This window comes from Streptomyces sp. NBC_00341, from assembly GCF_041435055.1.
Classification (GTDB): Bacteria; Actinomycetota; Actinomycetes; order Streptomycetales; family Streptomycetaceae; genus Streptomyces.
The window spans coordinates 1050384-1075672 of the sequence record NZ_CP108002.1 but is presented as its reverse complement, the minus strand read 5'-3'; the positions used below and the strand labels follow the sequence as shown (position 1 = coordinate 1075672).

Below are 25289 nucleotides of genomic sequence, written 5' to 3'. Positions count from 1 at the left end.
ATGTCCAATCCAGTACTCGACGCCGTCGAGGCACGCGCCGACGAGATCCGCGCACTCGGCCCGGCCAACGAGGCGCTCGGCAGGCTCGACGACCAGGCGGCGAAGATCCTGCGGGACGTCGGGGCGATCCGCATGCTCCAGCCCGAGGCCCACGGAGGTCTCGAACTGCATCCGCGCGAGTTCGCCGAGACGGTCATGCGGATCGCCTCCCTGGACGGGGCCACCGGCTGGGTCGCGGGCGTCGTCGGCGTCCACCCGTGGGAGATGGCGATGGCCGACCCCCGGGTTCAGGAGGAGGTCTGGGGCGAGGACCCCGACACCTGGATCGCCTCCCCGTACGCGCCGATGGGGCTGCTCAGGCCGGTGGACGGCGGCCATGTCTTCAACGGCCGGTGGCAGTTCTCCTCCGGCACCGACCACTGCCGGTGGATCTTCCTCGGCGGCTTCCTCGCGGACGGCGACGGCAACCGGATCAACCCCCCGCAGTCCGTCCACGTCATCCTGCCGCGCGCCGACTACGAGATCGTCGAGGACTCCTGGGACGTGGTCGGGCTGCGCGGCACCGGCAGCAAGGACGTCATCGTCAAGGACGCCTTCGTGCCGTCCCACCGCGTCATCGAGTACGCCAAGGTGGTGGACGGCTCGCTGGCCGCCGAGTCCGGGCTGACCAACCCCGCCTACCGGCTGCCGTTCTCCGCCGCGTTCCCGCTCGGCATCACCGCCGCCGTGATCGGGATGTGCGAGGGCGCCCTCGCACACCACCTCGCCCACCAGCGCGACCGGGTGCAGATCACCGGCCAGGCGGTGCGGGACGACCCCTACGTCCTGTACGCCGTCAGCGACGCGGCCGCCGAGATCGCCGCCTCCCGCTCCGCGCTCCTGGACAACATCTGCCGGCTGTACGACGCGGTCGCGGCCGGTCAGGAGATCAGCTTCCGGCAGCGGGCCGTCGGCCGCCGGACCCAGGCCGCCGCCGCCTGGCGGGCGGTCCGCGCGGTCGACGAGATCGTCGCCCGCTCCGGCGGCAACGCGATGCGGCTGGACAACCCGATCCAGCGGTTCTGGCGCGATGCGCACACCGGACTCGCGCACGCCATCCACGTACCGGGCCCGGTCTTCCACGCCTCGGCGCTCACCGAGATCGGCGTCGAGCCGCCGCAGGGCCCGATGCGCTCGATGATCTGACGCCTCGTCCGGAGCACGTCCCCTCAGGGAGGAACAGTCATGACGCAGATCCGCGGACTCGGATATCTCCGGGTCCAGACCCGCGACATCGCCCGCTGGCGCGAACTCACCGTGGACGCCCTCGGCTTCGCCGAGGGCTCGGGGCCGGACCCCGACGGCCTGTACCTGCGCATGGACGAACGCCGGGCCCGGCTCGTCGTCCTGCCGGGCGACAGCGACCGGGTGCTGTCGGTCGGCTGGGAGGTACGGGACCGGTTCGCGCTCGCCGCCGTGGGGCGCGCCGTCGAGGCCTCCGGCACGGCGGTCAAGCCGCTCTCCGCGCAGGAGGCCGACGACCGGGGGATCGAGGAGGGCATCACCTTCGACGACCCGGCCGGGGTGCCCGTCGAGGTGTACTTCGCCCCGATCCTCGACCACAGCCCCGTACTCACCGGATTCGGCCAGCGGTTCGTGACCGGCGGCCAGGGGATGGGGCACGTCGTGCTGCCCACCACCTGCGCGGAGGAGACCGTCGCCTTCTACACCGAGGTGCTCGGCTTCCTGCCGCGCGGCGGAATCCGGCTCGGCGGCCGGGCCTCGGGCGAACCGCCGCGCCGGGTGCGCTTCATGGGCGTCAACGAACGCCACCACAGCCTCGCCGTCTGCCCCGCCCCGCACGGCGAGGAACCCGGGCTGGTGCACCTGATGGTCGAGGTGGACAGCCTGGACGCGGTCGGCCGCGCCCTCGACAACGTGGGCAGAGCAGGCTTCTCCCTCTCCTCCACGCTGGGCCGGCACACCAACGACAAGATGGTGTCGTTCTACGTACGCGCACCCGGCGGCTGGGACATCGAGTACGGCTGCGACGGGATGCGCGTGGACGAGCGGCACTACACGGCCGAGGAGATCACCGCCGACAGCTACTGGGGCCACGACTGGTCCGGCTCCGAGCCGCTGGCCGCGTTCACCCCGCCGGGTACGGACGCCTGAGGCAACGCCGGGCCGGCGTCACGCACGAGGCCGGGTACGCGATACGGACGCGTACCCGGCCTCATGCGCCGTTCCTCAGCGGATCTCGTGGGTGCCCGGCCCGTCCACGATCTCGATGGCTCCTCGCAGCGCGGCCTCGCGGATCGTGTCGCGCAGGGACCCGCAGCCCTCGAAGAGTCCGCCGGCCGGGTCGCGCTCCGCACAGAGCGCCACGGCCCGGCCGTCCCACTGCACACTCGTCTGCTGCGGACTGCTCTTGCGCACCAGCACCCGGGCCGCGCACCGCTCGCAGTCCAGCGCCCGCATCGGGGCCCCGTCGGTGAGCCGGTCGTCCACCCGCATCAGACCGGCCGGCCCTCGGTGGCGGCGCCCCTGCGGGCGAGGTTCTCCTCGACCTCCCGCTGCCAGGCCTCGACCGGGCGCGTGGTGTCGAGCTCGTACTCGAAACGGTCGGTCATCTCCGGCCGCACCTCTGCGGCGTCCACGTAGAACTGCTCGTACCAGCGCCGCAGCTGATAGACCGGACCGTCCTCCTCGCAGAGCAGCGGGTTGTCGATCCGCGCCTTGTTCCGCCAGATCTCGATGTCCTGCTCGAAGCCGAGCTTGATGAACTGAGCCATATTCGTGGCGAGTTCGTCGGCGGCCTGGCCCGACAGGGTGGGGGAGCGCTTGACCACGATTCCGTACTGGAGCACGAAGCGGTTCGCGTCGACCGGGTAGTGGCAGTTGATCAGGACGCAGTCCACATCGCCGCTGTCGTAGTGGTAGGTGAGGTCGTCGATCATGAACGACGGGCCGTGGTAGGAGGCCACCGAGTCGCTGCCGGTGGTCTTCGGCTTGCCGCCCTGCTCCTGCGGGCGGGCGTCGGGGCGGCCGGTGCCGTGCATGTACTGGGTGGCGGTGTGGCCCTCGAAGACGTTCTTGAAGTACGTCGGGAACGAGTAGTGGACGTAGAAGAAGTGGGCCATGTCCACCACGTTGTCGACGACTTCGCGGCAGTTGGCGTCCACGGTGGTCTCGTACCAGAGCCAGTCGGTCCACTCGTCGCTCGTCGCGCCCTCGATCCGGGGCACGGTCACCCCGGCGGGCGGGGGGTTGCCCTCCGGGTCGTTCCAGACGAAGAGCAGTCCGTCCTGGTCGAGCACCGGCCAGGACGCCGTGCGGGCCCGCAGGGGGACCCGCTTGGAGTACGGGATCTGCTTGCAGCGGCCGTCGCCGCCCCAGCGCCAGTCGTGGAACGGGCAGGCGACCTGGTCGCCCTTGACGGTGCCCTGCGAGAGGTCGCCGCCCATGTGGCGGCAGTAGGCGTCCAGGACGTTGAGGGTGCCGTCGCCCGACCGGAACACCACCAGCTTCTGGCCGAAGGCCAGGACCGGGTGCGGTTTGCCGTCCCTGTACTTCTCCGCGAGGCCCAGGCAGTGCCAGCCGCGTGCGAAACGCGTGGGTGCCGCGGTGGCTTCGATGGCCCTGACGTCGTCGTGTGCCGAATCGACTGCGCTCACGTTGCTCTCATCCCCTTTGCGACGCTCGGTCTCCGGCTCCGGACGCTAGGCGCGGACGCCGGCGGCGGGGACGGCAAGTCCCACTGACCGGTACCGGAGCCCCGGCCGGCCCGTCGTGCCCCGGTCCCGGTCCGTGGGACGCGGCCTGCCTCACCGGGGCGGAGATCCGGGCCGACGGCGGATCCCACATCTGACGCCCCGACTGACGCCCCGGCTGCCGGACCGGGCCAGGGGGCGGGCCCGGCCGAGGCGGCGGGCCCGGCCGAGGCGGCGGGCCACTGAGCGGGACTGGGCCTTGCCTATGACGAGAACAAATTCTAGTTTTCCTCCATCAGTGTCCGGGCCCCAACGGGCCCCTCACCCCTACGGAGAGCCATGACCGAGGCCGTCATCGTCGAAGCCGCACGGACACCGGTCGGCCGGCGCCGCGGTGTCCTGTCCGGGCTCCACCCGGCGGAACTCCTCGGGCTCGCCCAGAAGGGCCTGGTGGAGCGGGCGGGTATCGCCCCCGGCACCGTGGACCAGGTCATCGGGGGCTGCGTCACCCAGGCCGGTGAGCAGTCCAACAACGTGACGCGTGGCGCCTGGCTGCACAGCGGTCTCCCGCACACCACCGCGTGCACCACCATCGACTGCGCCTGCGGATCGTCCCAGCAGGCCGTGCACCTGGTGGCGGGCCTGATCGCCGCGGGCGCCATCGAGACCGGCATCGGCTGCGGGGTGGAGTCGATGAGCCGCGTCTTCCTCGGCGCCGCGCTCACTCCGGGCAACGGCTCCCCGGTACCGGACAGCTGGTCCCTGGACATGCCCGACCAGTTCACGGCCGCCGAACGCATCGCCCGCAACCGGGGCATCACCAGGGCCGACGCCGACGCCCTGGGCCTCGCCTCCCAGCAGAAGGCCGCCCGCGCCTGGTCCGAAGGACGCTTCGACCAACAGATCATCGAGGTCGACGCCCCGGTCACCGGCCCCGAGGGGCCCACCGGGGAGACCGTCACCGTCACCCGTGACCAGGGGCTGCGCGACACCACCGCCGAGGCGCTGGCCGCCCTCCGGCCGGTCCTCCCCGACGGCATCCACACCGCCGGGAACTCCTCCCAGATCAGCGACGGCGCCGCCGCCGTCCTGCTGATGAGCCGGGAGCGCGCCGCCCGCGAAGGGCTCCGCCCCCGCGCCCGCATCCTCGCCTCCGCCATGGTCGGCTCCGAGCCGTACTACCACCTCGACGGGCCCGTCGCCGCGACCGAACGCGTCCTGCGCACCGCCGGGATGACCCTCGACGACATCGACCTCGTCGAGATCAACGAGGCCTTCGCCTCCGTGGTGCTGTCCTGGGCCCGGGTCCACCGGGCCGACCTGGACAAGGTCAACGTCAACGGCGGCGCCATCGCGCTCGGCCACGCCGTCGGCTCCACCGGCGCCCGGCTCGTCACCCAAACCCTGCACGAACTGGAACGGACCGGGAAGTCCACCGCGCTGATCACCATGTGCGCCGGTGGGGCGCACGCCACCGCCACCGTCATCGAACGCATCTGAGGGGCGCGGCATGACCATCGGACTCACCCAGGAACACCGCGACCTGCGCGACGCGGTCCGTGCCTTCGCCGGCCGGCACATCACACCGGACACCCTCCGGGCGGCGGCCGACGCCGGCCGGGAGACCCTCCCCGCCCACTGGAGCGGCCTCGCGGAACAGGGCCTCCTCGGGCTGCACCTGCCGGAGGAGTCGGGCGGCGCCGGATACGGACTCGTCGAACTCGCCGTCGTCACAGAGGAACTGGGCCGCGCGACGGCCCCCGGACCGTTCCTGCCGACGACGCTCGCCTCCGCGGTCCTGCACGCGGCCGGACACCGGACGCACCTCGCCCCGCTCGCCGCCGGCACCACCGTCGGCGCGGTCGGACTCGCCCCCGGCACCCTCGCCCTGACGCGCGCCGCCGACGGCACGGCGACCGTCACCGGAACCTCCGAGCTCGTCATCGGCGGACACCTGGCCGACGTGTTCGTACTGCCCGCCGCGGACAACGGCCGCACCGCCTGGCTGGTACTGCCCCGGGCGGCGGTGGAGACCACCGACGTCCGCAGCCACGACCTGACCCGCCGCTCCTCCCGGGTGACCGTACGGTCGGTCCCGGTGCCGGCCGCCGATCTGCTGGACCTCGATCCGCAGACGCCCCGCGACCTCGCCGCCACCCTGTTCGCCGCCGAGTCCTCGGGACTCGCCGACCGCTGCGTGAACACCGCCGCGGACTACGCCCGGGTCCGGGAGCAGTTCGGCCGCCGCATCGGCCAGTTCCAGGGCGTCAAGCACCGCTGCGCCCGGATGCTCGCGCGGGCCGAGCAGGCCCGCGCCTGCGCCTGGGACGCCGCCCGCGCGGCCGGGCCCGACGGCGCGGGCGACGCCCGTGAGGCCTCGCTGGCCGCCGCCGTCGCCGCGGCGGCCGGTGTCGACGCGGCGTTCTCCGTCGCCAAGGACTGCATCCAGGTGCTCGGCGGCATCGGCTTCACCTGGGAGCACGACGCGCATCTCGCACTGCGCCGCGCCCAGACCCTGCGCATCGCGCTGGGCCCGTCCGCCGTCTGGCGCCGCCGAGTCGCCCGCCTCACCCTGGACGGCGCCCGCCGCACGCTGGGCGTCGAGCTGCCCGGGTCGGCCGAGGCCGTACGCGAGGACATCCGCGCCGAACTGCGGATCGCCGCCGCCCTGGAGGGCGCGGAAGCCCGCATCCACCTCGCGGACCACGGCTACACCGCCCCCCATCTGCCGGCCCCCTGGGGCAAGGGCGCGGATCCCGTCACACAGCTCGTCATCGCGGAGGAGCTGCGGGCCGCCGGGCTCACCCCCGTCGACATGATCATCGGCGGCTGGGTGGTGCCCACGCTCATCGCCCACGGCGACCCGTCCCAGCAGGAGAGGTTCCTCGCGCCGAGCCTGCGCGGGGGCATCGTCTGGTGCCAGCTGTTCAGCGAGCCGGGCGCGGGCTCCGACCTCGCCGGGCTCACCACCCGCGCGGAGAGGACCGACGGCGGCTGGCGCGTCACGGGCCAGAAGGTGTGGACGTCCATGGCCCGCGACGCCCACTGGGGCGTCCTGCTCGCCCGTACCGACACCGACGTGCCCAAGCACAGGGGGATCTCCTACTTCCTCCTCGACATGAAGAGCCCCGGCCTCGACATCCGGCCGCTGCGGCAGATCACCGGAGAGGCCGAGTTCAACGAGGTCTTCCTCGACGACGTGTTCATCCCCGACGAGCTGCTCGTCGGCTCCCCGGGCGACGGCTGGAAGCTCGCCCGCACCACCCTCGCCAACGAACGCGTAGCCCTGTCCCACGACTCGGTCGGCTCCGGCGCCGAGGCGCTGCTGGAGCTCGCCGCCGCCTCCGAAGCGCTCGACGACGAACAGCTCACCACCCTCGGCGGCCACCTCTGCGACGCGCAGTCCGGAGCCGTCCTCGCCCTGCGCACCACCCTGCGCACCGTCTCCGGGCAGCAGCCGGGCGCCGAGGCGTCCGTCGCCAAACTGCTCGGCGTCGAACACCAGCAGCGGGTCTGGGAGACCTGCATGGACTGGCAGGGCAGCGCCGCGCTCACCGGCGAGGGCGAACGCCTCGATGCCACCTGGCAGTTCCTCAACTCCCGCTGTCTGTCCATCGCGGGCGGCACGACGGAGATCCAGCTGAACATCATCGGTGAGCGCCTCCTCGGCCTTCCCCGCGACCCCGAGCCCACCGAGAAAGGCTGACATGCCCATCGACCGCGAGAAGGCGCTCACCGCGGACCCCTCGGTCCGCGAGATCCGCTGGACCAGCCGCGACGTGCTCCTCTACCACCTGAGCCTCGGCGCGGGCGCCGACGCAGCCACCGGCCCCGAACCGCACCTGACCTACGAGAAGTCCCTCGCCGTACTGCCCACCTTCGCGGTGGTGGCCGGCTCCGGGATCTCCTCCGGGGACCAGGGCGCACCCGGCTTCCACCTGCCCGGCATCGACATCGACCTGCGGGCGCTGCTCCACGCGGGCCAGGGACTCCGGGTCCACCGGCCGCTCCCCGCATCAGGCACCGCCACCCTCCGCTCGCGCGTCGCCGAACTGTGGGACAAGGGCAGGGCCGCACTCGTCGTCCTGGAGTCCACGGCCACCGGCGCCGACGGCGAACCGCTGTGGACCACCACCACCCGCATCTGGGCACGCGGCGAGGGCGGCTTCGGCGGGGAGCCCGGCCCGCCCGAGCACCGGGAGACACCGGACCGGCCCGCCGACGCCGTCCTCGCCTGCGCCACCGCACCCCAACAGGCGCTGTGGTACCGGCTCAACGGAGACCTCAACCCGCTGCACGCCGACCCCGCGGCCGCGCGGGCCGCCGGATTCGACCGGCCGATCCTGCACGGGCTCGCCTCCTACGGACTCCTCTGCAAGGCCCTCGTCGACGGAGTGCTCGACGGTGACGTCACCCGGCTCACCGGTCTCACCGTGCGCTTCGCCGGACCGCTCGTCCCCGGCGAGTCCCTGGCCATCTCCGTATGGCGGGACGGAACGGCGGACGACGGGACCGGGCGGCTCCTGCTGCACGCCGCCTGCCCCGAACGCGACGGCGCGCCCGTACTCACCCACGCCACGGCGACGGTGACCTCATGACCGTCCCCCAGCACGAGACCACCACCGCCGACCGGCCCAGGCTGGTCGCGGAACCGCACCGGGACGGCGTCGACACCGCGGTCGCCGCGGCCCGCCGGGTGATCGCCGCCCTGCTCCGCGCCGGCGACGGGTCCGGCGCGGACATGAACGCGATAGCCGCGCGGCTCGACGCCATGGCCGACGGGCTCACCGAGCAGGCGCCCGCCATCGAGGAACGCCTCGCGCAGATGTGGCGCGGCGAGGGCGTCACCCGGCACGACCCCGTCACCGGCCCGGAGAACGCCCTCGCACCGCCGCTGCACCTGCACGGCAAGGACGACGGTTCCGTCGAAGGCATCGTCACGCTCGACCTGCCCTACCAGGGCCCGCCCGGCCATGTGCACGGCGGCGTCTCCGCGCTGCTCCTGGACCACACGCTGGGAGTGGCCAACCACTGGGGCGGCCCGTCCGGGATGACCGCGGAGCTGACACTGCGCTATCTGCGGCCCACCCCGCTGTTCGAGCCGCTGACGGTCACCGGGCGTCAGGTCTCGGTGGACGGTTCGCGGATCCGCACCGTCGGTGAGATCTCCGCCGGCGGCCGCAGCTGCGTCACCGTGTCCGGTCTGTTCATCAACAAGCACCTTCCCCGGCCGAGTTGAGGTCGCGGGAAGAAGAGTGGGAGTGGAACCCATGGGCAGCCTCGACGGAAAAGTGGCGGTCATCAGCGGAGCCGGCCAGGGCGTGGGCCAGGGCATCGCGCTCGCCCTCGCCTCCGACGGAGCGTCCGTCGCCGTCCTCGGACGCACGGCGGCGAAACTGGAGGCGACCTGCGCGATGCTGCGCGAACGAGGAGTGCGGGCCGAGCCATTCGTCCTCGACGTACGGGACACGGCCCGGATCCCCGCCGTGGTCGAGGACGTGGCCGAACGCCTCGGCCGGATCGACATCCTGGTCAACAACGCCTACACCGGCTGCTACGGACCGCTGCTCTCGCTGAGCGACGAACAGTTCCAAAAGGGGTTCGACAGCGGCCCGTTCGCTGCGTTCGCGTTCATGAAGGCCGCGCATCCGCACCTGAAACGGGCCGGCGGGGGAGTGATCATCAACCTGGTCACCTCCGCCATGGTCCGCTGGGACCTGAGCACCTACGGCGCGTACGCGGCCGCCAAGTCCGCGCTGCGCTCCCTGACCCGGGCCGCCGCCAACGAATGGGGCCGGGACGGGATCAGGGTCAACGCCATCGCCCCGCACGCGGCCTCACCCGCCTACGCGGGCTGGCAGGACGCCCACCCGGAGGAGGCCGCCGAGTTCTGCGCGGCCATCCCGCTGGGATACGTCGGGGACTGCGAACAGGACATCGGGCGAGCCGTCGCGATGCTGTGCGGACCGGACGCCCGCTATCTGACGGGCGCCACGGTCCCGCTCGACGGCGGCCAGGCCAACTTCGGCTGACCCCAGGGCCGGTCGCCGCACCCTCCCGGTGAGCGGGACCGTCCCGGCCGGCCCGCCCTGCCGTGGCTAGCGTCGGTCTTCGCGACCGCGACCGGATGATGAAGGGACCGACGTTGCCGCACGACACCATCGCAGACCTGCTGCTCGCCCGATGCGGGGACGAGCGTCCGGGACTGCTGACCCGTGACCGCTCCTGGACCTGGGACGAGGTGGTCCAGGAGAGCGCGGCCCGCGCCGGCTGGGCCCGGAAACTGCGCGCCGACGGGCCGTTCCACATCGGCGTACTCCTGGACAACGAGCCCGAGTACGTCTTCTGGCTGGGCGCCGCGGCCCTCGCCGGCGCGGCCGTCGTCGGCATCAACCCCACCCGGCGCGGCGCCGAACTCGCCCGGGAGGTACGGCACACCGACTGCCAGGTGATCGTCACCGACCCGGCGGGCGCCGCCCTGCTGGACGGTCTGGACATCGGTGTGGAGCGCGACCGGTTCCTCGTCGTCGGCACACCGGAGTACGCGGCCGGCCTCGCCGGCCACACGGACGTCCCCCGGCCGGTGCGCACCCTCGGTGTCACCGCCTCCACCCGGATGCTGCTCCTCCTGACCTCGGGCACCACCGGCGCCTCGAAGGCGGCGATCTGCTCCCAGGGCCGGCTCGCCGCCCTCGGCGCGTCCAACAGCGCCAAGTACGACATCACCCGCGAGGACACCTGTTACTGCCCGATGCCGCTGTTCCACGGCAACGCGCTGATGGCGCTGTGGGCCCCCGCCCTCACCGCGGGCGCCGCCATCGCCCTCACCCGCAAGTTCTCCGCATCCGGATTCCTCCCGGACGTCCGCCACTTCGGGGCCACCTACTTCACCTACGTCGGCAAGGCGATCGGCTACGTCCTGGCCCGTCCGGAGACCGAGCAGGACGCCGACAACCGGCTCACCCACGCCTTCGGCACAGAGGCGTCCCCCGAGGACGCGGACCGGTTCCTGCGGCGCTTCGGTTGCCGTCTCGTCGAGGGCTACGGCTCCAGCGAGGGCAGCGGCATGCTCAAACGGGACCCGGAAGCGCCCACCGGCGCGCTCGGCACACCGGCCAGGACCGGCGTCCGCATCGTCCACCCCAGGACCCGGGAGACCTGCCCGCCCGCGGAGCTCGACTCCTACGGCCGGGTCCGCAACCCGGAACAAGCCGTCGGCGAGATCGTCGACACCGAGGGCGCCGCCCGCTTCGAGGGCTACTACAACAACGACGCGGCGAACGCCGAACGCGTCCGGCACGGCTGGTACTGGACCGGCGACCTCGGATACGTCGACCGGGCCGGCTACTTCTACTTCGCCGGCCGCTCCGGCGACTGGATACGGGTCGACGGCGAGAACACCTCCGCCCTGCTCACCGAACGCGTCCTGCGCAGGCACCGGGGGGTCGTGGCGGCCGGAGTCTTCGGTGTGCCCGACCCGCGCTCCGGCGACCAGGTGATGGCCGCCGTCGAGATCGCGGAGGGAACCCGCTTCGAGGACCTGGACCTGCCCGCCTTCCTGGCCCGCCAGGAGGACCTGGGCGGCAAGAGCGTCCCCCGCTTCGTCCGCGTCTCGTACGCGCTTCCCACCACCGGCTCCAACAAGCTGCGCAAGAAGGAGATGCAGCTCGAAGGCTGGCGCACCGACGACCCGGTGTACCGCTGGGCCGGCCGCGGCGGGCCCGTGTACACGCTGATGACCGACGACGAGAAGGCCGCGCTGCGCGGCGAGTTCCTGGCCGCCGGACGCGGGCGCTTCCTGCCCTGACGGGCGCCGTCCGCCCCGGCGGCGACACGCGAGGAGAACCACATATGCAACTGCGCGAGAGTGCCGCGCACCTGGAGCTGCGGCGGGAACTGCGGGCGTACTTCGCGGGCCTGATGCCCGAGGACGAACGCCGCCGGGCCGGTGAGGAGGGCGTCGGCGGAGACCGCTTCCGCGAGGTCGTCAAACAGCTCGGCTCCGACGGCTGGCTGGGGATCGGCTGGCCCACCGAGTACGGCGGTCAGGGCCGGCCGGCCGAGGACCAGTACGTCTTCTTCGACGAGGTCCAACGGGCCGGACTGCCCTTCCCGTTCGTCACCGTCAACACCGTCGGCCCCGCCCTGATGGCCCACGGCTCGGCGGAACACCGCAACCGGTTCCTGCCCGGCATCCTCTCCGGCGACATCGTGTTCGCGATCGGCTACACCGAGCCCGCGGCCGGCACCGACCTCGCCTCCCTGACCACCCGGGCGGTCAGGGACGGCGACAGCTTCCTCGTCAACGGGAGCAAGATCTTCACCAGTGGCGCCAACACCGCCGACTACGTGTGGCTCGCCGCCCGCACCGACCCGGACGCCCCCCGGCACAAGGGCATCTCCATCCTGATCGTGCCGACCGCGGACGACGGTTTCTCCTGGAGCCCCATCCGCACGGTCGGCGGGCTGACCGTCACCGCGACGTACTACAGCGACGTGCGGGTCCCGGCCGCCGACGTGGTCGGTGAGGTGGACGGCGGCTGGCGGCTGATCACCGCGCAGCTCAACCACGAGCGCATCGGCCTCGCCGCCCTCGGCGGCCGCATGATCCAGCTCTGGGAACAGGTGCTGGAGCGGTCCCGGCAGGACGGCACGGCCGACGTCCCGTGGGTGCGGCAGGAGTTCGCCCGCACCTACGCCCGGCTGGAGGCGATGCGGCTGCTCAACTGGAGGATGACCGCGGCCGTCGCCACCGACACGCTGACCGGCGCCGACGCGGGCGCCGCCAAGACGTACGGCACCGAGACCCACATCGACGTCCAGCGCGGGCTGACCCAGATCCTCGGCGCGGCCGGGCGCATCCGGCCCGAATCGCCGGGCGCGGCACTCGCCGGACAGGTCGAACAGCTCTCCCGGCAGGGCATCGTGAACACCTTCGGCGGCGGCGTCAACGAGATCCTGCGCGACCTGGTGGCGACCCAGGGCCTCGGGCTCCCGCGCAAGGGGCGTGGCGCATGACCGGGCACGGCGAGCACCGGCCGGGGTACGAGGAACGGCTCCAGGCCTTCACCGGGCGCGAACTGCGCGCCCGCACCCCGGCCCAGGACCCGGTCAACCGGCCGATGATCCGGCACTGGGCGGAGGCCATGGGCGACACCAACCCGGTGTACACGGACGACGCGGCGGCCCGCGCCACCGGCCGCGCCGGGGTGGTGGCACCCGCCTCGATGGTCCAGGCCTGGACGATGCGCGGCTACGCGGCGACCGTCGCCCCGCCGCCCGGCGGCCCGACCGGCTTCGACGAACTGGCCGCGCTCCTCGACGAGGGCGGCTACACCTCGGTCGTCGCCACCGACTCCGAGTTCACCTTCCTGCGCGAACTGGTCCCGGGGGACCACATCGCCGTCCGCGAGACCGTCGAGTCCCTCTCGACGGAGAAGAGGACCGGACTCGGCGCGGGACGCTTCGTCACCACCCTGAAGACGTACACGGACGAGCACGGCGAGACGGTCGCCACCCAGCGTTGGCGGACTCTGCGGTTCGCCCCGGCGCCGGAACAAGCCCCGCCCGCCCCGCGTCCGCGCCCCGCCGTCAACCGCGACAACGCCTTCTTCTTCGAGGGCGCGAACCAGCACCGGCTGCTCATCCAGCGCTGCGCCCGCTGCTCCGTCCTGCGCCACCCGCCGGGACCCTGCTGTCCCGAGTGCCAGTCACTTGAGTGGGACACGGCCGAGGCCTGCGGGCACGGCCGGATCTACAGCTTCGTGGTGAACCACCACCCCCGCCACCCCGCCTTCGAGTCGCCGTACCTCGTCGCCGTCGTCGAACTCACCGAAGGCACCAGGCTCATCACCGGCCTGACCGGTGTCGCCCCGGACGACGTCACCATCGGCATGCCCGTGGTGCTCGACTGGCTCGACACCGGCACCGATCCGACCCTGCCGGTGTTCCGGCCCGCCCCGACGGAGGCGCCCTGATGGATTTCTCCCTGGGAGAAGAACTCGAAGCGGTACGCGGCCTGGCCCGGGAGATCCTCACCGACCGGGCCACCCCCGAGCGGCTGCGCGAGGTGGAGAGCTCGCCGACGCGCGTGGACGAATCGCTCTGGACCGATCTGGCCTCGGCCGGACTGCTCGCGGCCGTACTGCCCGAACAGGACGGCGGCGCGGGCCTCGGCACGGCCGGGCTCTGCGTGCTCCTCCAGGAGCAGGGCCGCCGGGTCGCCCCCGTGCCGCTGTGGCCCGCGCTGACGGGTGCGCTCACGGTCGCCGCGTACGGCAGCGCGGCGCAGCGTACGGAGCTCCTGCCCGGCCTCGTGGACGGGACCGCCCGGCCGACCCTGGCCCTGGAGGAGTTCGGCCCCGCCGGTCCGCTCGCGCCCCGCACTACCGCCGTCCAGGACGGGCCGGACCGGCGGCTCAGCGGCGTCAAGGCCGTGGTGCCCTCACCGGCCGGCGCCCGGCACGTGCTGGTGACCGCCGCCACCGGCAGCGGGCCCGGCCTCTTCCTGGTCCGCTCCGACGCCGCCGGGGTGAGCCGGGAGTACGCGGAGACCACCAGCCACGACATGAGCGCCCACCTCACCTTCGACGGCGCTCCCGCGGAGCAGGTCGGCACCCCGGGCGACGGCGCCGTCGAACACCTTCTCCGCAACGCGTACCTGGCGCTGGCCGCCGTCCAGGTGGGGGTGGCGGAAGGGGCACTGGCGCACGCGGTCGCCCATCTGAGCCGGCGCGAGCAGTTCGGCCGGCCGCTGGCCACCTTCCAGGCCGTGCAGCACCAGCTGGCCGACTGCTACATCGACATCGAGGCGATGCGGGTCACGCTCTGGCACGCGGTGGACGCACTGACCCCGCCCTTCGACGCGCCGGCCGCGGACCGGGCCGCGCTGGTCGCCAAGTGGTGGGCCGCGGAGGGCGGTCTGAACACCGTCCACCAGGTCCAGCACGTGCACGGCGGCATCGGCGTCGACACCGACTACCCGGTGCACCGCCACTTCCTGTGGGGCAAGCAGATCTCCACCACCCTGGGCGGCGCGGGCGCCGGCCTCGAACAGCTCGGCGCGCTGCTGACCGGCGGGGCGGTGACCGGATGACCCCGCAGCCGGACACCGCGCCGCCGCCCACCCGCCGCCACGCGGAGGTGGCCGTCGGGGACGTGCTCCCCGAGCTGGCGGTCCCGGTCACCCGCACCCTGATCGTCGCCACCGCACTCGCGAGCCGCGACTACCAGGACGTCCACCACGACCCCGAACTCGCCCGGGAACGCGGCTCGCGGGACATCTTCATGAACATCCTGACCAGCAACGGCCTGGTCGACCGGTACGTCACCGGCTGGGCCGGTCCCGCCGCCGTCGTCCGGGCCATCCGGATCAGGCTCGGCGCCCCCAACCACCCCGGCGACACGATGGTGCTCACCGGCACGGTCACGGGCAGCTCCGAGGCGGACCACAGCGTCGAGATCGCCGTCCGGGGCACCAACAGCCAGGGCGCCCACCTCACCGGGACGGTGTCCGTGCGACTGCCCCTGGAGGCACGATGAGTACGCCGACGGGGCTGTCGGGGGCGGCCGCCGTCGCCGGGATCGGCGCCACCGAGTTCTCCAAGAACTCCGGCCGCAGCGAACTCCGGCTCGCCTGCGAGGCCGTGCTCGCCGCCCTCGCCGACGCGGGGCTGAAACCCCGCGACGTCGACGGGCTGGTCACCTTCACCGCGGACACCAACTCCGAGATCCACGTGGCCCGCAACACCGGGATGGGCGATCTGACGTTCTTCTCCCGCATCGGGTACGGCGGCGGGGCCGGCTGCGCGACGGTGCAGCAGGCGGCCATGGCCGTGGCCACCGGGATCGCCGAAGTGGTCGTCTGCTACCGGGCGTTCAACGAGCGGTCCGGCGAGCGGTACGGGCTCGGGCAGGCCGACCGGCCCATGGACACCACCGCGGACCGGGCCGCCTACGCCTGGATGACCCCGTTCGGGCTGAGCACCCCCGCCCAGTGGGTGGCCATGTTCGCCCGCCGCTATCTGCACGAGTACGGCGCCACCACCGATGACTTCGGCCGGGTCGCCGTGGTGGACCGCAAGCACGCCGCGAACAACCCGGCCGCCTGGTTCCACGGCCGGCCCATCACCCTCCAGGACCACCGCGACTCCCGCTGGATAGCCGAACCGCTCCGGCTGCTCGACTGCTGCCAGGAGACCGACGGCGGCCAGGCCCTGGTGATCGTCTCCGCCGAACGGGCCCGCGACCTTCCCCGGCCGCCCGCCGTGATCCGCTCGGCCGCACAGGGACTCGGTGCCGACCAGCACATGATGACCAGCTACTACCGGCCCACCATCACCGGCATCCCGGAAATGGGCCTGGTAGGGCGCCAGTTGTACGGGCAGAGCGGGCTCGGGCCCGCAGACGTCGACGCGGCGGTGCTCTACGACCACTTCACCCCGCTGGTCCTTCCCCAACTGGAGGAGCTGGGCTTCTGCGAGCCGGGCGAGGCCAAGGACTTCATCGCCGACGGCCACCTGGAGCTCGGCGGCCGGCTGCCCCTCAACACCCATGGCGGGCAGCTGGGCGAGGCGTATCTGCACGGAATGAACGGAATCGCGGAGGGCGTCCGGCTGATCCGGGGCACCTCGGTCAACCAGCCGGACCGGGCCGACCACGTCATGGTCACCGCCGGCACCGGAGTCCCTACCAGCGGTCTGATCCTGGGGGCCGACCGATGACCGCCTCCCCCTGGGAGGGCCGCGAACTCGGCACCCGTACGGTCTCCTTCACCGCGCGCGACGCGATCCTCTACGCGCTCGCGGTCGGCGCACCGGCGGACCGGCTCGACCTGGTCTACGAGGAGCACCTGCGGGTGCTGCCCACCTTCGCGCTGACCCTCGCCCAGTGGGCGCCCGACGCGCTCGGCGCGCTGGGCGCCTTCGACGTGACCACCGCCGTGCACGGCGGCCAGCACCTGCTGGTGAAGCGGCCGTTGGAGCCGTCGGGCGAGCTGACCACGTCGGCGCGGGTCGCCCGGGTCCGGGACAAGGGGTCGGCCGCCGTCTTCGACGTGGAGGTGTCCTGCGCGTACTTCACGGCGACCTGGTCGCTCTTCGCCCCCGGCGCCGGCGGCTTCGGCGGCGCCCGCGGACCGGCGGCCCCGCGCCGCCCGGACCGGCCTGCCGAGTACGCCCTGAGCGTGCTCACGCACTCCCGGCAGGCGGCGCTCTACCGGCTGCTGGGCGACCGGCACGCCATGCACATCGACCCGGCGGCGGCCAGGGCCGCGGGGATGGACCGGCCCTTCCTGCACGGACTGTGCACGCTCGCCGCGAGCCTGCTGCCGCTCGCCGGCGAACTCGGCGCGCACCCCGCCGCCCTGGTGGAGCTGGAGGCCAGGTTCGCGGCCCCGGTCTTCCCCGGCGAGCGGCTCGCCGTGCACGGCTGGAGCGACGCCGCTCACGGCCCCGCCGCGCGCTTCGAGGTGAGCGCGGAGGACGGGCGCACCGTGCTCACCGGCGGCCGGGCCCGATTCGCCACCGCCGGCGACACCGAGACCGAAACCGCCTCCGAGACCGCCACCGCCGCCCAGAAGGAGATCCAGGATGCTTGACGCCGCCCGGCGCGCCGAGGCCGCCGCAGTGCTGTGGGCCGCACAGCGCGACCGGACCCCCGTCGACCCGCTGACCACCGGCTACCCGTCCATCGACGCGGCCGACGCCTACGGGATCCAGCTGATCAACATCCGCAGGCAGCTGGCCGGGGGCCGCACCGTCAGCGGGCACAAGGTCGGACTGTCGTCGAAGGTCATGCAGCGGATGATGGGCGTGGACGAACCCGACTACGGCCACCTGCTCTCCGACATGGTGCTGCCCGAAGGAACCCCCATCGCCACCGACCGCTACTGCAGCCCCCGGATCGAGGTCGAGATCGGGTACGTACTGGGCCGGAGCCTGCCGGGGGAGGGGTGCACGACGGCGGACGTCCTGGCGGCCACCGAGTACATCGTGCCCAGCCTCGAACTCATCGACAGCCGCATCAAGGACTGGCGGATCGGGCTGGCCGACACCATCGCGGACAACGCGTCGTCCGCCGGTGTGATCCTCGGCGCCGCCCGGGTCCGCCCGGCCGGCCTGGACCCGGCCGGCATCGCCGCGGTGCTGTACCGGGACGGTGCGGAGATCGCCCGGGGCAACACCAGCGCGGTGCTCGGTGACCCGACGGAGGCCGTCGCCTGGCTGGCCCGCACGGTGGCGTCGTACGGCGTGACGCTGGAGGCGGGCCACATCATCCTGCCGGGCTCGTGCACCAGGGCGGTGGACGTGCGGCCGGGCGACGAGTTCCGGGCCGAGTTCGAGGGTCTCGGCTCCGTCTCGGCCGCCTTCGTCCACTCAACGGGACAGCCCCGGCCACAGAACTGAAACTGATACTAGTTTCGGCGGCCGGGGCGCACCCCGGACATCCGTGCACCGCGCCCCGTATCCATCGGTCCGACGGAACACGGAAAGAGGCAGCATGAGCGCGACGAACATCCTGGAGGGGCGTACCGCCGTCGTCACCGGTGCCGGAGCGGGGCTCGGCCGCGCCGAGGCCCTGGCACTGGCGGCGCTCGGCGCCCGGGTGGTGGTGAACGACGTCGGCCCGTCGGCCGGTGACGTGGCCGCCGAGATCAAGGCCCTCGGCTCCGAGGCGGTGGCGGTCACCGGCGACGTCGGGGACTGGTCCATGGGTGACCGACTGGTGCGGGCGGCCGTGGAGAGCTTCGGCAGCCTGGACATCGTCGTGAACAACGCGGGAGTGCTCCGCGACAAGATGCTGTTCAACCTCACCGAGTCGGACTGGGACGATGTCATCCGGGTCCACCTCAAGGGCCACGCCGGTCTGTCGCGCGCCGCCGCCGTGCACTGGCGCACGGCGAGCAAGGCATCCGGCGCCCCGGTCTACGGCCGCGTGGTCAACACCTCCTCGGAGGCGTTCCTGTTCGGCGCCCCCGGCCAGCCGAACTACTCCGCGGCCAAGGCCGGCATCACCGCGCTGACCCTGGCGACCGCACAGGGGCTGGCCCGGTACGGGGTGCGCGCCAACGCGATCTGCCCGCGCGCCCGCACCGCCATGACCGCCGACGCCTTCGCCGCGGGCGTACCGGCGCCGGACGGCCTGGACATCATGGCCCCCGAGCGGGTCGCCACGCTCGTCGCGCACCTGGCCTCACCGGCCGCCGACCGCATCAGCGGACAGGTCTTCGTCGTCTACGGCGACATGGTCGCGCTGCTCGCCCCGCCCACCGTGGAAGAGAAGTTCACCGCCGCCGACGGCACGTTCACCCCGCAGGAGCTCGACGCCCGGCTGACGCCGTATTTCAGCGGCCGCGACCCGCACCGCGGCTACGCCGCCTACAGCGTCGCCGGACTCGATACGACGGGCACCCAGCGCACCTCGTGAACCGATGGGCGGCGCCCGCACGGACCGCGCGCCGCCCACCGGGCCGGGTCAGCCGGTCTCCGGCCCGGGAGCCAGCAGCAGATGGCACGCCATCCGCAGATCGGCGTCGGCCTCCTGAGGAGTGAGCCGCTCGTTGAGCCGGGACTGCAGAACCCCGTACCAGAGCAGGATCAGCAGCCGCAGCCTGGTGATGTGGTGGTCGGTGGGCCGCTCCACGCCCCATGCCCGCAGCAGCAGATCCAGGAAACCCGAGTCGATCCGCGCCAGGTCGGGGACGGTCGTGGCACGGGCGGCGTTCGCGGACTGGATCATCGCCGTGGCGAGGGCCGGCCGGCGCAGCAGATTGCGGGTGGCGCTGCCCAGCGTCTCGAAGACCGCGTCCTGGGGCGAGGTGCCGGGCGCGCGCTCGGGCACCCGGGCCGCGAACCCCTCGATCTGGTCGGCCATCAGGGCGGTGAAGAGGTGGGTCTTGGACGGGAAGTACCGGTACAGGGTGGCGATGGCAACCCCGGCGGACTTGGCCACCTCGTGCATCTGCACCCGTTCCAGACCCGTGGAAGCGGCGATGTCCGCCGCCACCCTCAGGATGCTCTGACGGCGGGCGCGCTGCCGGGGTGACGTGGGCTCGGCCCCCGCTCTGGCCTCGGCGATTCTGGGCACGCTCTCCCTCCCGGCGCTCGGATGTCAACGGCGCCTCAGACAATACGCCGGGCCCGGTTCCGCGTCAGGTGCCGTCCGCCCCGCCGTACCGGTCAGCGGGACCGGCCCCGCGCCCGCCGCCCCGGAGCGGGTCTGCTGGGCCCCACACCACCGAGCGGCAGGAGGGGCACCCCATGCGGGACGGCCGGCAGGAATGGGACGCCACCCACGACGTGATCGTCGTCGGGTCCGGCGCGGGAGCGCTGACCGGAGCGCTGGCGGCCGCCGGGGAGGGCCTCGACACCGTCGTACTGGAACGGACGGCGCTGCTCGGCGGCACCTCCGCCTACTCCGGGGCGGCCTGCTGGCTGCCCGGCACCCAGGTGCAGGAGCGGGCCGGTCTCGACGACTCCACCGAGGCCGCGCGCCGCTACCTGCGGGCCCTGACCGGTGACGCGGAGGCGGAGCGCCGGGAGGCCTTCCTGCGGCACGCCCCCGAACTGGTGGCCCGGCTGGAGGCCGACCCCGCCATCGCGTTCGAGTGGCGTGCCTTCCCCGACTACGTCGCGGCCCCCGGCCGGATGGACGCCGGGCGCTCCTTCGTACCGCTCGACCTGGCGCCCGGGCTGCTGGGTGAACTGCTGCCCCTGGTACGCCCGGCGGTCGGCCGGGACCGCGCCGGCCTGGGCCACCCCGACGCACCGCTGAGCGCGGGCCGCGCCCTCATCGGCCGCCTGCTGCTGGCCGCCACCCGGACCGGGAACGCCCGGGTCCGCACCGGCCACCGGGTGACCGGGCTGGTCACGGAGGAGGGCCGGGTCACCGGAGTCGAGGCGCGCACGGCGCACGGCACGGTCCGGGTACGGGCCCGGCGCGGGGTGCTGCTGGCCGCGGGCGGCTTCGAGGGCGACGACGCCCTGCGCACCGAGCACCGGGTGCCCGGCGGCGCCGGCTGGAGCATGGCGCCCCGGGGCACCAACACCGGAGAGGTACTGCGGGCCGCCGTCGAGGCCGGTGCCGGCACCGCTCTCATGGACGAGGCCTGGTGGTGCCCGGGTACCGAACTCCCCGACAGCACGGCCGCGTTCACCCTCGGGCTGCGCGGCGGCCTGGCCGTGGACGGCTCTGGGCGGCGGTTCGCCAACGAGTCGCTGCCGTACGACCGGATGGGCCGGGCCATGGCCGCCCGGGGCGCGGACACACCCGTCCACCTGGTCTTCGACTCCCGCGAGGGCGGCGCCCTGCCCGCCATCACCGTGCCGCCCGCGGACCCCGCGCGGCAACTGGCCGCCGGTGCCTGGGTGCGGGCCGACTCGCTGTCGGGGCTCGCCGCGCTCATCGGCGTACCCGCCCAGGCCCTGACGGACACCGTCGCCCGCTTCAACGGCTTCGCCGCGACCGGCAGGGACGAGGACCACCACCGGGGCGAGGACCCCTACGACCTGTTCTTCGCCGCAGGGAACGCCCCGGGACCCAACCCGTGCCTGGTCCCGCTCGACCGGCCGCCGTACTACGCGGCCCGGCTGGTCCTCGCGGACCTCGGCACCAAGGGCGGACTGCGCACGGACGCCCACGCCCGCGTCCTCGACCGGGAGGGCCGCCCCCTCCCCGGCCTGTACGCGGCCGGGAACACCAGCGCGTCCTTCACCGGCCGGGTCTATCCGGGCCCCGGCGTTCCCCTCGGCAGCGCCATGGTCTTCGCCTCCCTCGCCGTCCGCCACCTGGCGCGCGAGGGCCGCTGACCCGGCCGGCGGCCGGAGCCGTCCCGGCCAGTGGGACCGCCGGCGGTACGGCCCCGAACAGCGTTCTACGGTCACGGCACCGGCGGCCGGGACAGAAGGAGAGGCATCCGATGCTGGACAGGAACGAATACGGGCCGTGGGCGGTCGTCGCCGGAGGGTCGGAGGGGGTCGGCGCCTCGTTCGCCCGCCTCCTCGCGGACGCCGGGATCAACCTGGTGCTGATCGCCCGCAGGCCCGGCCCGCTGAACGAGACCGCGGAGCTGGCACGCGCCCAGGGCGTCGAGGTCCGCACCCTCGCACTCGACCTGCTCGACCCCGCCGCCCCGGCCGCCGTCCGGGCTGCCACCGACGGTCTGGAGATCGGCCTGCTGGTCTTCAACGCGGGAGCCAACAGCTACGGCCACGAGTTCGTGACCGGAGACCTGGACCGGGTCCAGGACGTCCTCGACCTCAACATCACCGCGCAGCTCGCCCTCACCCACCACTTCGGGGCCCTGATGAAGGAGCGGGGCCGGGGCGGCATCCTGCTGGTCGGCTCGCTGGCCGGATACCTGGGCCAGGCGCGGATCAGCGTCTACTCGGCGGCCAAGGCGTTCAGCCGGGTCTTCGCGGAGGGGCTCTGGCTGGAACTGCGGCCGTACGGCGTCCACGTCCTTGAGCTCGTCCTCGGTGTGACCCGCACCCCCGCCATGGAGCGCGCGGGACTGCGGATGGACCTGCCAGGACTGAACGTGGCCGAGCCGGACGACATCGCCAGGGAGGGACTGGAACACCTGGGCGACGGTCCCGTGCGGGTCGCGGGCGGCAACGCGGGGGCCGCGGAGAAGCGCAGCGGATTCCCCCGCGCCGACCTGGTGCTCGGAGCCGATGAGGCGTCCAGAAGGCTGCTGCCGAAACCGTCCTGACGGAGCCTCAGCAACCGGTACACCCTCCCGTTCGCACCCCGCGGGCCGTCCCCTTCCGGAGAGCAGATGAGCGAGACCGAGCACCCACTCACCATCCCCGGCGCCCTCGGCCTCGCCGCGCGCCTGCACCCCGGCCGGGACGCGGTCGTGGACGGCGGCGTACGGCTCACCTGGGCGGGGCTGGAGGCCCGGGTGCGGACGGCCGTGAAGTCGCTGATCGCCCTCGGCATCCGGCCCGGTGACCGGATCGCCGTCTGGGCGCCCAACAGCCACCGCTGGGTGGTGGCCGCACTCGCCGCCGCGTCCGCCGGAGCGGTCCTGGTCCCCGTCAACACCCGCTACCGGGGCGCGGAGGCGAGCTGGCTCCTGGAACGCGGCGGTGTGCGGCTGCTGTTCGTCGAGAACGGTTTCCTGGGCAAGGACTACCTCGCCATGCTGGACACCGGCCGCGGCCCCGGCGACGACGGCCGGCCGGTGCCCGCACTGCCCCGCCTGGAACGGGTGGTGACCTTCGACGGCACCGAGCGCCCCGGCACCCTGCCGTGGGACCGCTTCCTGCGCCGCGGCGAGCGGCTGTCGGACTCAGAGGCCACCGCCCGCGGCGCGGAGGTGCACCCCGACGACCCGTCCGACCTGCTCTTCACCTCCGGCACGACCGGCCGGCCCAAGGGCGCCCTGACCACGCACCGGCAGAACCTCACCACCTACCGGGCCTGGAGCAGCCGCACCGGAGTCACCGGCGACGACCGCTGCCTGATCGTGAACCCGATGTTCCACTGCTTCGGCTACAAGGCCGGCGTACTGGCCTGCCTGCTGCGGGGCGCCACGATGGTCCTCCAGCCGGTGTTCGACGCGGACCGGGTCCTGCGCGCCGTCGAGGCCGAACGGATCACCGTGCTGCCCGGCCCGCCCACGATCTACACCGAACTGCTGGACGCGCCCGGCCGGCACCGGTTCGACCTCTCGTCGCTGCGGCTCGCGGTGACCGGCGCCTCCGACGTGCCCGTCGCCCTGGTCCGCAGGATGCGGGCCGAACTCTTCCCCGAGGTGCTCACCGCGTACGGGCTGACCGAGACCTGCGGCACGGTCACCGTCTGCTCGGCGGACGACGACGCCGAGACCGTGGCCCGCACCGCGGGCCGCCCGATCGACGGCACCGAGGTGCTCGTGACCGACGCCGCCGGGCACGCGCTGCCCGCCGGGCAGGACGGCCGGATCCTGGTGCGCGGCTTCCACGTGATGCTCGGCTACCTGGACGACCCGGAGGCGAGCGCGGCGGCCGTCGACGCGGACGGCCGGCTGGACACCGGCGACATCGGCCACCTCGACGCACGCGGCAACCTGGTGATCACCGGACGCTCCAAGGACATGTTCGTGGTCGGCGGGTTCAACGTGTACCCGGCCGAGGTCGAGCAGGTGCTCGCCGGGCACGACGCCGTGGCGGAGGCCGCCGTGGTCGGCGTACCGGACGCCCGGCTCGGCGAGGTCGGACGCGCGTACGTGACGGTCCGTCCGGGCACCGGGACCGGGCCGGACGAGCTCGTCGGCCACTGCCGCGAGCGGCTCGCCAACTTCAAGGTCCCCCGCGAGGTCGTCGTCCTCGGGGCCCTCCCGCGCAACGCCACCGGCAAGGTGGACAAGGCCGCCCTGCGGACGGTCTGACGGACACGCTCCACAGAGCACAAGGGCATGGAGGACGGACTATGGGCAACGAGGTTCTGGAGTCGGTGCGCGCCCTGCTGCCGGCCATCGGGAAGCGGGCCGCGGCCACGGACGAGGACCGGCGTATCCCGGACACCACGATCGAGGAGCTGACCGGTGCCGGGGTGTTCCGGATGCTCCAGCCGGCCCGGTACGGCGGCCTGGAGGCGGACCCGGTCGACTTCTACCAGGTGGTGCGGGCGATCTCCGCGGTGTGCTGCTCCACGGGCTGGGTGGCGTCCGTCCTGGGCGTGCACCCCTGGCAGCTGGGCCTGTTCCCGGGGCGGGCCCAGGAGGACGTGTGGGGCGAGGACCAGGACACCCTGGTCTCCTCCTCGTACGCCCCGGTCGGCCGGCTGACACCGGTCGACGGCGGCTACCGGCTGGCCGGCCGGTGGAGCTTCTCCTCGGGCTGCGAACACGCCTCGTGGGCGCTGCTCGGCGCGCTCGTCGTCGGCGCGCGGGGACGGCCGGTGGACTTCCTCACCGTCCTGGTGCCGCGCTGCGACTACCGGATCGAGGACATGTGGGACGTGGTCGGGCTCCGGGGCACCGCCAGCAACGACATCCTCGTCGAGTCGGCGTTCGTGCCGGGCCACCGGGTGCTCCGCAACTACGAGCAGGCCCGCCTCAAGGTGCCCGGCCAGCAGGTCAACCCGGGTCCGCTGTACCGGCTGCCGTTCGGCGCGATCTTCACGAGCGCCATCACCGCACCGGTGGTCGGGGCGGTGTCGGGCGGCTACGCCTCCTACGTGTCGCGGATGAAGGAGCGGGTACGGCTCAGCCTGGGCGGCGGCAGCTTCGCCGAGGACCCGTTCGCCCAGGTCGCCATCGCGCGCGCCGCCTCCGACATCGACGCGACGGTCCTCCAGATGGACCGGAACCTGCGCGAGCTGTCCCAACTCGCGTCCACCGGAGGGGAGATCCCCATGGAGCTGCGGCTGCGCACCCGGCGCGACCAGGTCCGGGGCACCGAACGGGCCGTCGCCGCGATCGACCTGCTCTTCAAGACGGCGGGCGGCAACGCGCTGCGCCGCGGCAACCCCGTCGAACGCGCCTGGCGCGACGCCCACGCGGGCAGCGTCCATGTCGCCAACGACGTGGAACGCGCGCTGGCCATGTACGGCCGCGGGGCCTTCGGGCTGACGGTCGAGGACAACCTGGTCTGAGCGCGCGCACAGGTC

Annotated in this window: 23 protein-coding genes; 20 read left to right on the top strand and 3 right to left on the bottom strand. The window is 73.4% G+C overall.

The annotated features are described in order from the left end of the window. Both OG892_RS04785 and OG892_RS04780 read left to right on the top strand, forming a co-directional pair. Positions 1-1185 carry an acyl-CoA dehydrogenase family protein gene (locus OG892_RS04785; protein ID WP_073739233.1) on the top strand — a complete coding sequence of 395 codons (1185 nt, stop codon included), beginning with the start codon at positions 1-3 and terminating at the stop codon, positions 1183-1185. Between the two features lie 39 nt (positions 1186-1224). Further along, a complete protein-coding gene (locus OG892_RS04780; RefSeq protein WP_328867803.1) occupies positions 1225-2154 on the top strand; it encodes a VOC family protein in 930 nt (309 codons plus the stop codon). A gap of 75 nt (positions 2155-2229) precedes the next feature. On the opposite strand, the gene OG892_RS04775 is transcribed toward OG892_RS04780, so the two are convergent. Then, complete coding sequence (locus tag OG892_RS04775; protein ID WP_328867804.1) at positions 2230-2496, bottom strand: ferredoxin; 267 nt, start codon at positions 2494-2496, stop codon at positions 2230-2232. Beyond that, a complete protein-coding gene (locus OG892_RS04770) occupies positions 2496-3656 on the bottom strand; it encodes a Rieske 2Fe-2S domain-containing protein (protein ID WP_371628550.1) in 1161 nt (386 codons plus the stop codon). Before OG892_RS04770 ends, OG892_RS04775 begins: the two co-directional genes overlap by 1 nt. A gap of 375 nt (positions 3657-4031) precedes the next feature. Here OG892_RS04770 and OG892_RS04765 point away from each other — a divergent pair, with 375 nt between their 5' ends. From OG892_RS04765 to OG892_RS04700, 14 genes are all read left to right on the top strand, one after another. Next, positions 4032-5192: a steroid 3-ketoacyl-CoA thiolase gene (locus tag OG892_RS04765; protein WP_371628549.1), complete on the top strand. Its 1161-nt coding sequence runs from the start codon at positions 4032-4034 to the stop codon at positions 5190-5192. Between the two features lie 10 nt (positions 5193-5202). Continuing rightward, positions 5203-7398 carry an acyl-CoA dehydrogenase gene (locus OG892_RS04760; protein ID WP_371628548.1) on the top strand — a complete coding sequence of 732 codons (2196 nt, stop codon included), beginning with the start codon at positions 5203-5205 and terminating at the stop codon, positions 7396-7398. 1 nt (position 7399) lies between these two features. After that, entirely contained in the window at positions 7400-8290 is an 891-nt protein-coding gene (locus OG892_RS04755) for a MaoC/PaaZ C-terminal domain-containing protein (protein WP_371628547.1), read from the top strand. Next, positions 8287-8931 carry a PaaI family thioesterase gene (locus OG892_RS04750; protein WP_371628546.1) on the top strand — a complete coding sequence of 215 codons (645 nt, stop codon included), beginning with the start codon at positions 8287-8289 and terminating at the stop codon, positions 8929-8931. Before OG892_RS04755 ends, OG892_RS04750 begins: the two co-directional genes overlap by 4 nt. A 31-nt stretch (positions 8932-8962) precedes the next feature. Continuing rightward, the gene (locus tag OG892_RS04745) at positions 8963-9724 is read left to right on the top strand and encodes an SDR family NAD(P)-dependent oxidoreductase (RefSeq protein WP_371628545.1); all 762 of its coding nucleotides are present in this window, start codon (positions 8963-8965) and stop codon (positions 9722-9724) included. Positions 9725-9837: 113 nt separating this feature from the next. Then, the gene (locus tag OG892_RS04740) at positions 9838-11499 is read left to right on the top strand and encodes an AMP-binding protein (RefSeq protein ID WP_371628544.1); all 1662 of its coding nucleotides are present in this window, start codon (positions 9838-9840) and stop codon (positions 11497-11499) included. Positions 11500-11543: 44 nt separating this feature from the next. Beyond that, the gene (locus tag OG892_RS04735) at positions 11544-12710 is read left to right on the top strand and encodes an acyl-CoA dehydrogenase family protein (RefSeq protein ID WP_328867812.1); all 1167 of its coding nucleotides are present in this window, start codon (positions 11544-11546) and stop codon (positions 12708-12710) included. After that, positions 12707-13669 (top strand): bifunctional MaoC family dehydratase N-terminal/OB-fold nucleic acid binding domain-containing protein, encoded by a 963-nt coding sequence (locus OG892_RS04730; RefSeq protein WP_371628543.1) that lies wholly within the window; start codon positions 12707-12709, stop codon positions 13667-13669. The genes OG892_RS04735 and OG892_RS04730 overlap by 4 nt, the downstream gene beginning before the upstream one ends. Next, on the top strand, positions 13669-14787 hold the full coding sequence (locus tag OG892_RS04725) for an acyl-CoA dehydrogenase family protein (RefSeq protein ID WP_371628542.1): 1119 nt from the start codon (positions 13669-13671) through the stop codon (positions 14785-14787). Before OG892_RS04730 ends, OG892_RS04725 begins: the two co-directional genes overlap by 1 nt. After that, complete coding sequence (locus tag OG892_RS04720; protein ID WP_073739220.1) at positions 14784-15233, top strand: MaoC family dehydratase; 450 nt, start codon at positions 14784-14786, stop codon at positions 15231-15233. Before OG892_RS04725 ends, OG892_RS04720 begins: the two co-directional genes overlap by 4 nt. Next, positions 15230-16414 (top strand): lipid-transfer protein, encoded by a 1185-nt coding sequence (locus tag OG892_RS04715; protein ID WP_371628541.1) that lies wholly within the window; start codon positions 15230-15232, stop codon positions 16412-16414. Before OG892_RS04720 ends, OG892_RS04715 begins: the two co-directional genes overlap by 4 nt. After that, positions 16411-17289: a MaoC/PaaZ C-terminal domain-containing protein gene (locus OG892_RS04710; protein WP_371628540.1), complete on the top strand. Its 879-nt coding sequence runs from the start codon at positions 16411-16413 to the stop codon at positions 17287-17289. The genes OG892_RS04715 and OG892_RS04710 overlap by 4 nt, the downstream gene beginning before the upstream one ends. After that, positions 17282-18097, top strand: a complete 816-nt coding sequence (locus OG892_RS04705) for a 2-keto-4-pentenoate hydratase (protein WP_371628539.1) — start codon at positions 17282-17284, stop codon at positions 18095-18097. Before OG892_RS04710 ends, OG892_RS04705 begins: the two co-directional genes overlap by 8 nt. Before the next feature lie 94 nt (positions 18098-18191). Then, the gene (locus OG892_RS04700) at positions 18192-19118 is read left to right on the top strand and encodes a 3-oxoacyl-ACP reductase (protein WP_371628538.1); all 927 of its coding nucleotides are present in this window, start codon (positions 18192-18194) and stop codon (positions 19116-19118) included. Positions 19119-19166: 48 nt separating this feature from the next. On the opposite strand, the gene OG892_RS04695 is transcribed toward OG892_RS04700, so the two are convergent. Further along, the gene (locus OG892_RS04695) at positions 19167-19778 is read right to left on the bottom strand and encodes a TetR family transcriptional regulator (protein WP_073739216.1); all 612 of its coding nucleotides are present in this window, start codon (positions 19776-19778) and stop codon (positions 19167-19169) included. A 173-nt stretch (positions 19779-19951) separates the two neighbouring features. Between OG892_RS04695 and OG892_RS04690 the strand changes: the two genes are divergently transcribed. The 4 genes from OG892_RS04690 to hsaA all read left to right on the top strand — a co-directional run bounded on the left by OG892_RS04690 (position 19952) and on the right by hsaA (position 25274). After that, the gene (locus OG892_RS04690) at positions 19952-21499 is read left to right on the top strand and encodes an FAD-dependent oxidoreductase (protein WP_371628537.1); all 1548 of its coding nucleotides are present in this window, start codon (positions 19952-19954) and stop codon (positions 21497-21499) included. Between the two features lie 110 nt (positions 21500-21609). Beyond that, positions 21610-22404 carry an SDR family NAD(P)-dependent oxidoreductase gene (locus OG892_RS04685; RefSeq protein ID WP_328867819.1) on the top strand — a complete coding sequence of 265 codons (795 nt, stop codon included), beginning with the start codon at positions 21610-21612 and terminating at the stop codon, positions 22402-22404. Positions 22405-22470: 66 nt separating this feature from the next. Next, entirely contained in the window at positions 22471-24066 is a 1596-nt protein-coding gene (locus OG892_RS04680; protein WP_371628536.1) for a FadD3 family acyl-CoA ligase, read from the top strand. 41 nt (positions 24067-24107) lie between these two features. After that, positions 24108-25274, top strand: a complete 1167-nt coding sequence (gene hsaA, locus OG892_RS04675; RefSeq protein ID WP_073739212.1) for a 3-hydroxy-9,10-secoandrosta-1,3,5(10)-triene-9,17-dione monooxygenase oxygenase subunit — start codon at positions 24108-24110, stop codon at positions 25272-25274. Positions 25275-25289: the final 15 nt, after the last annotated feature.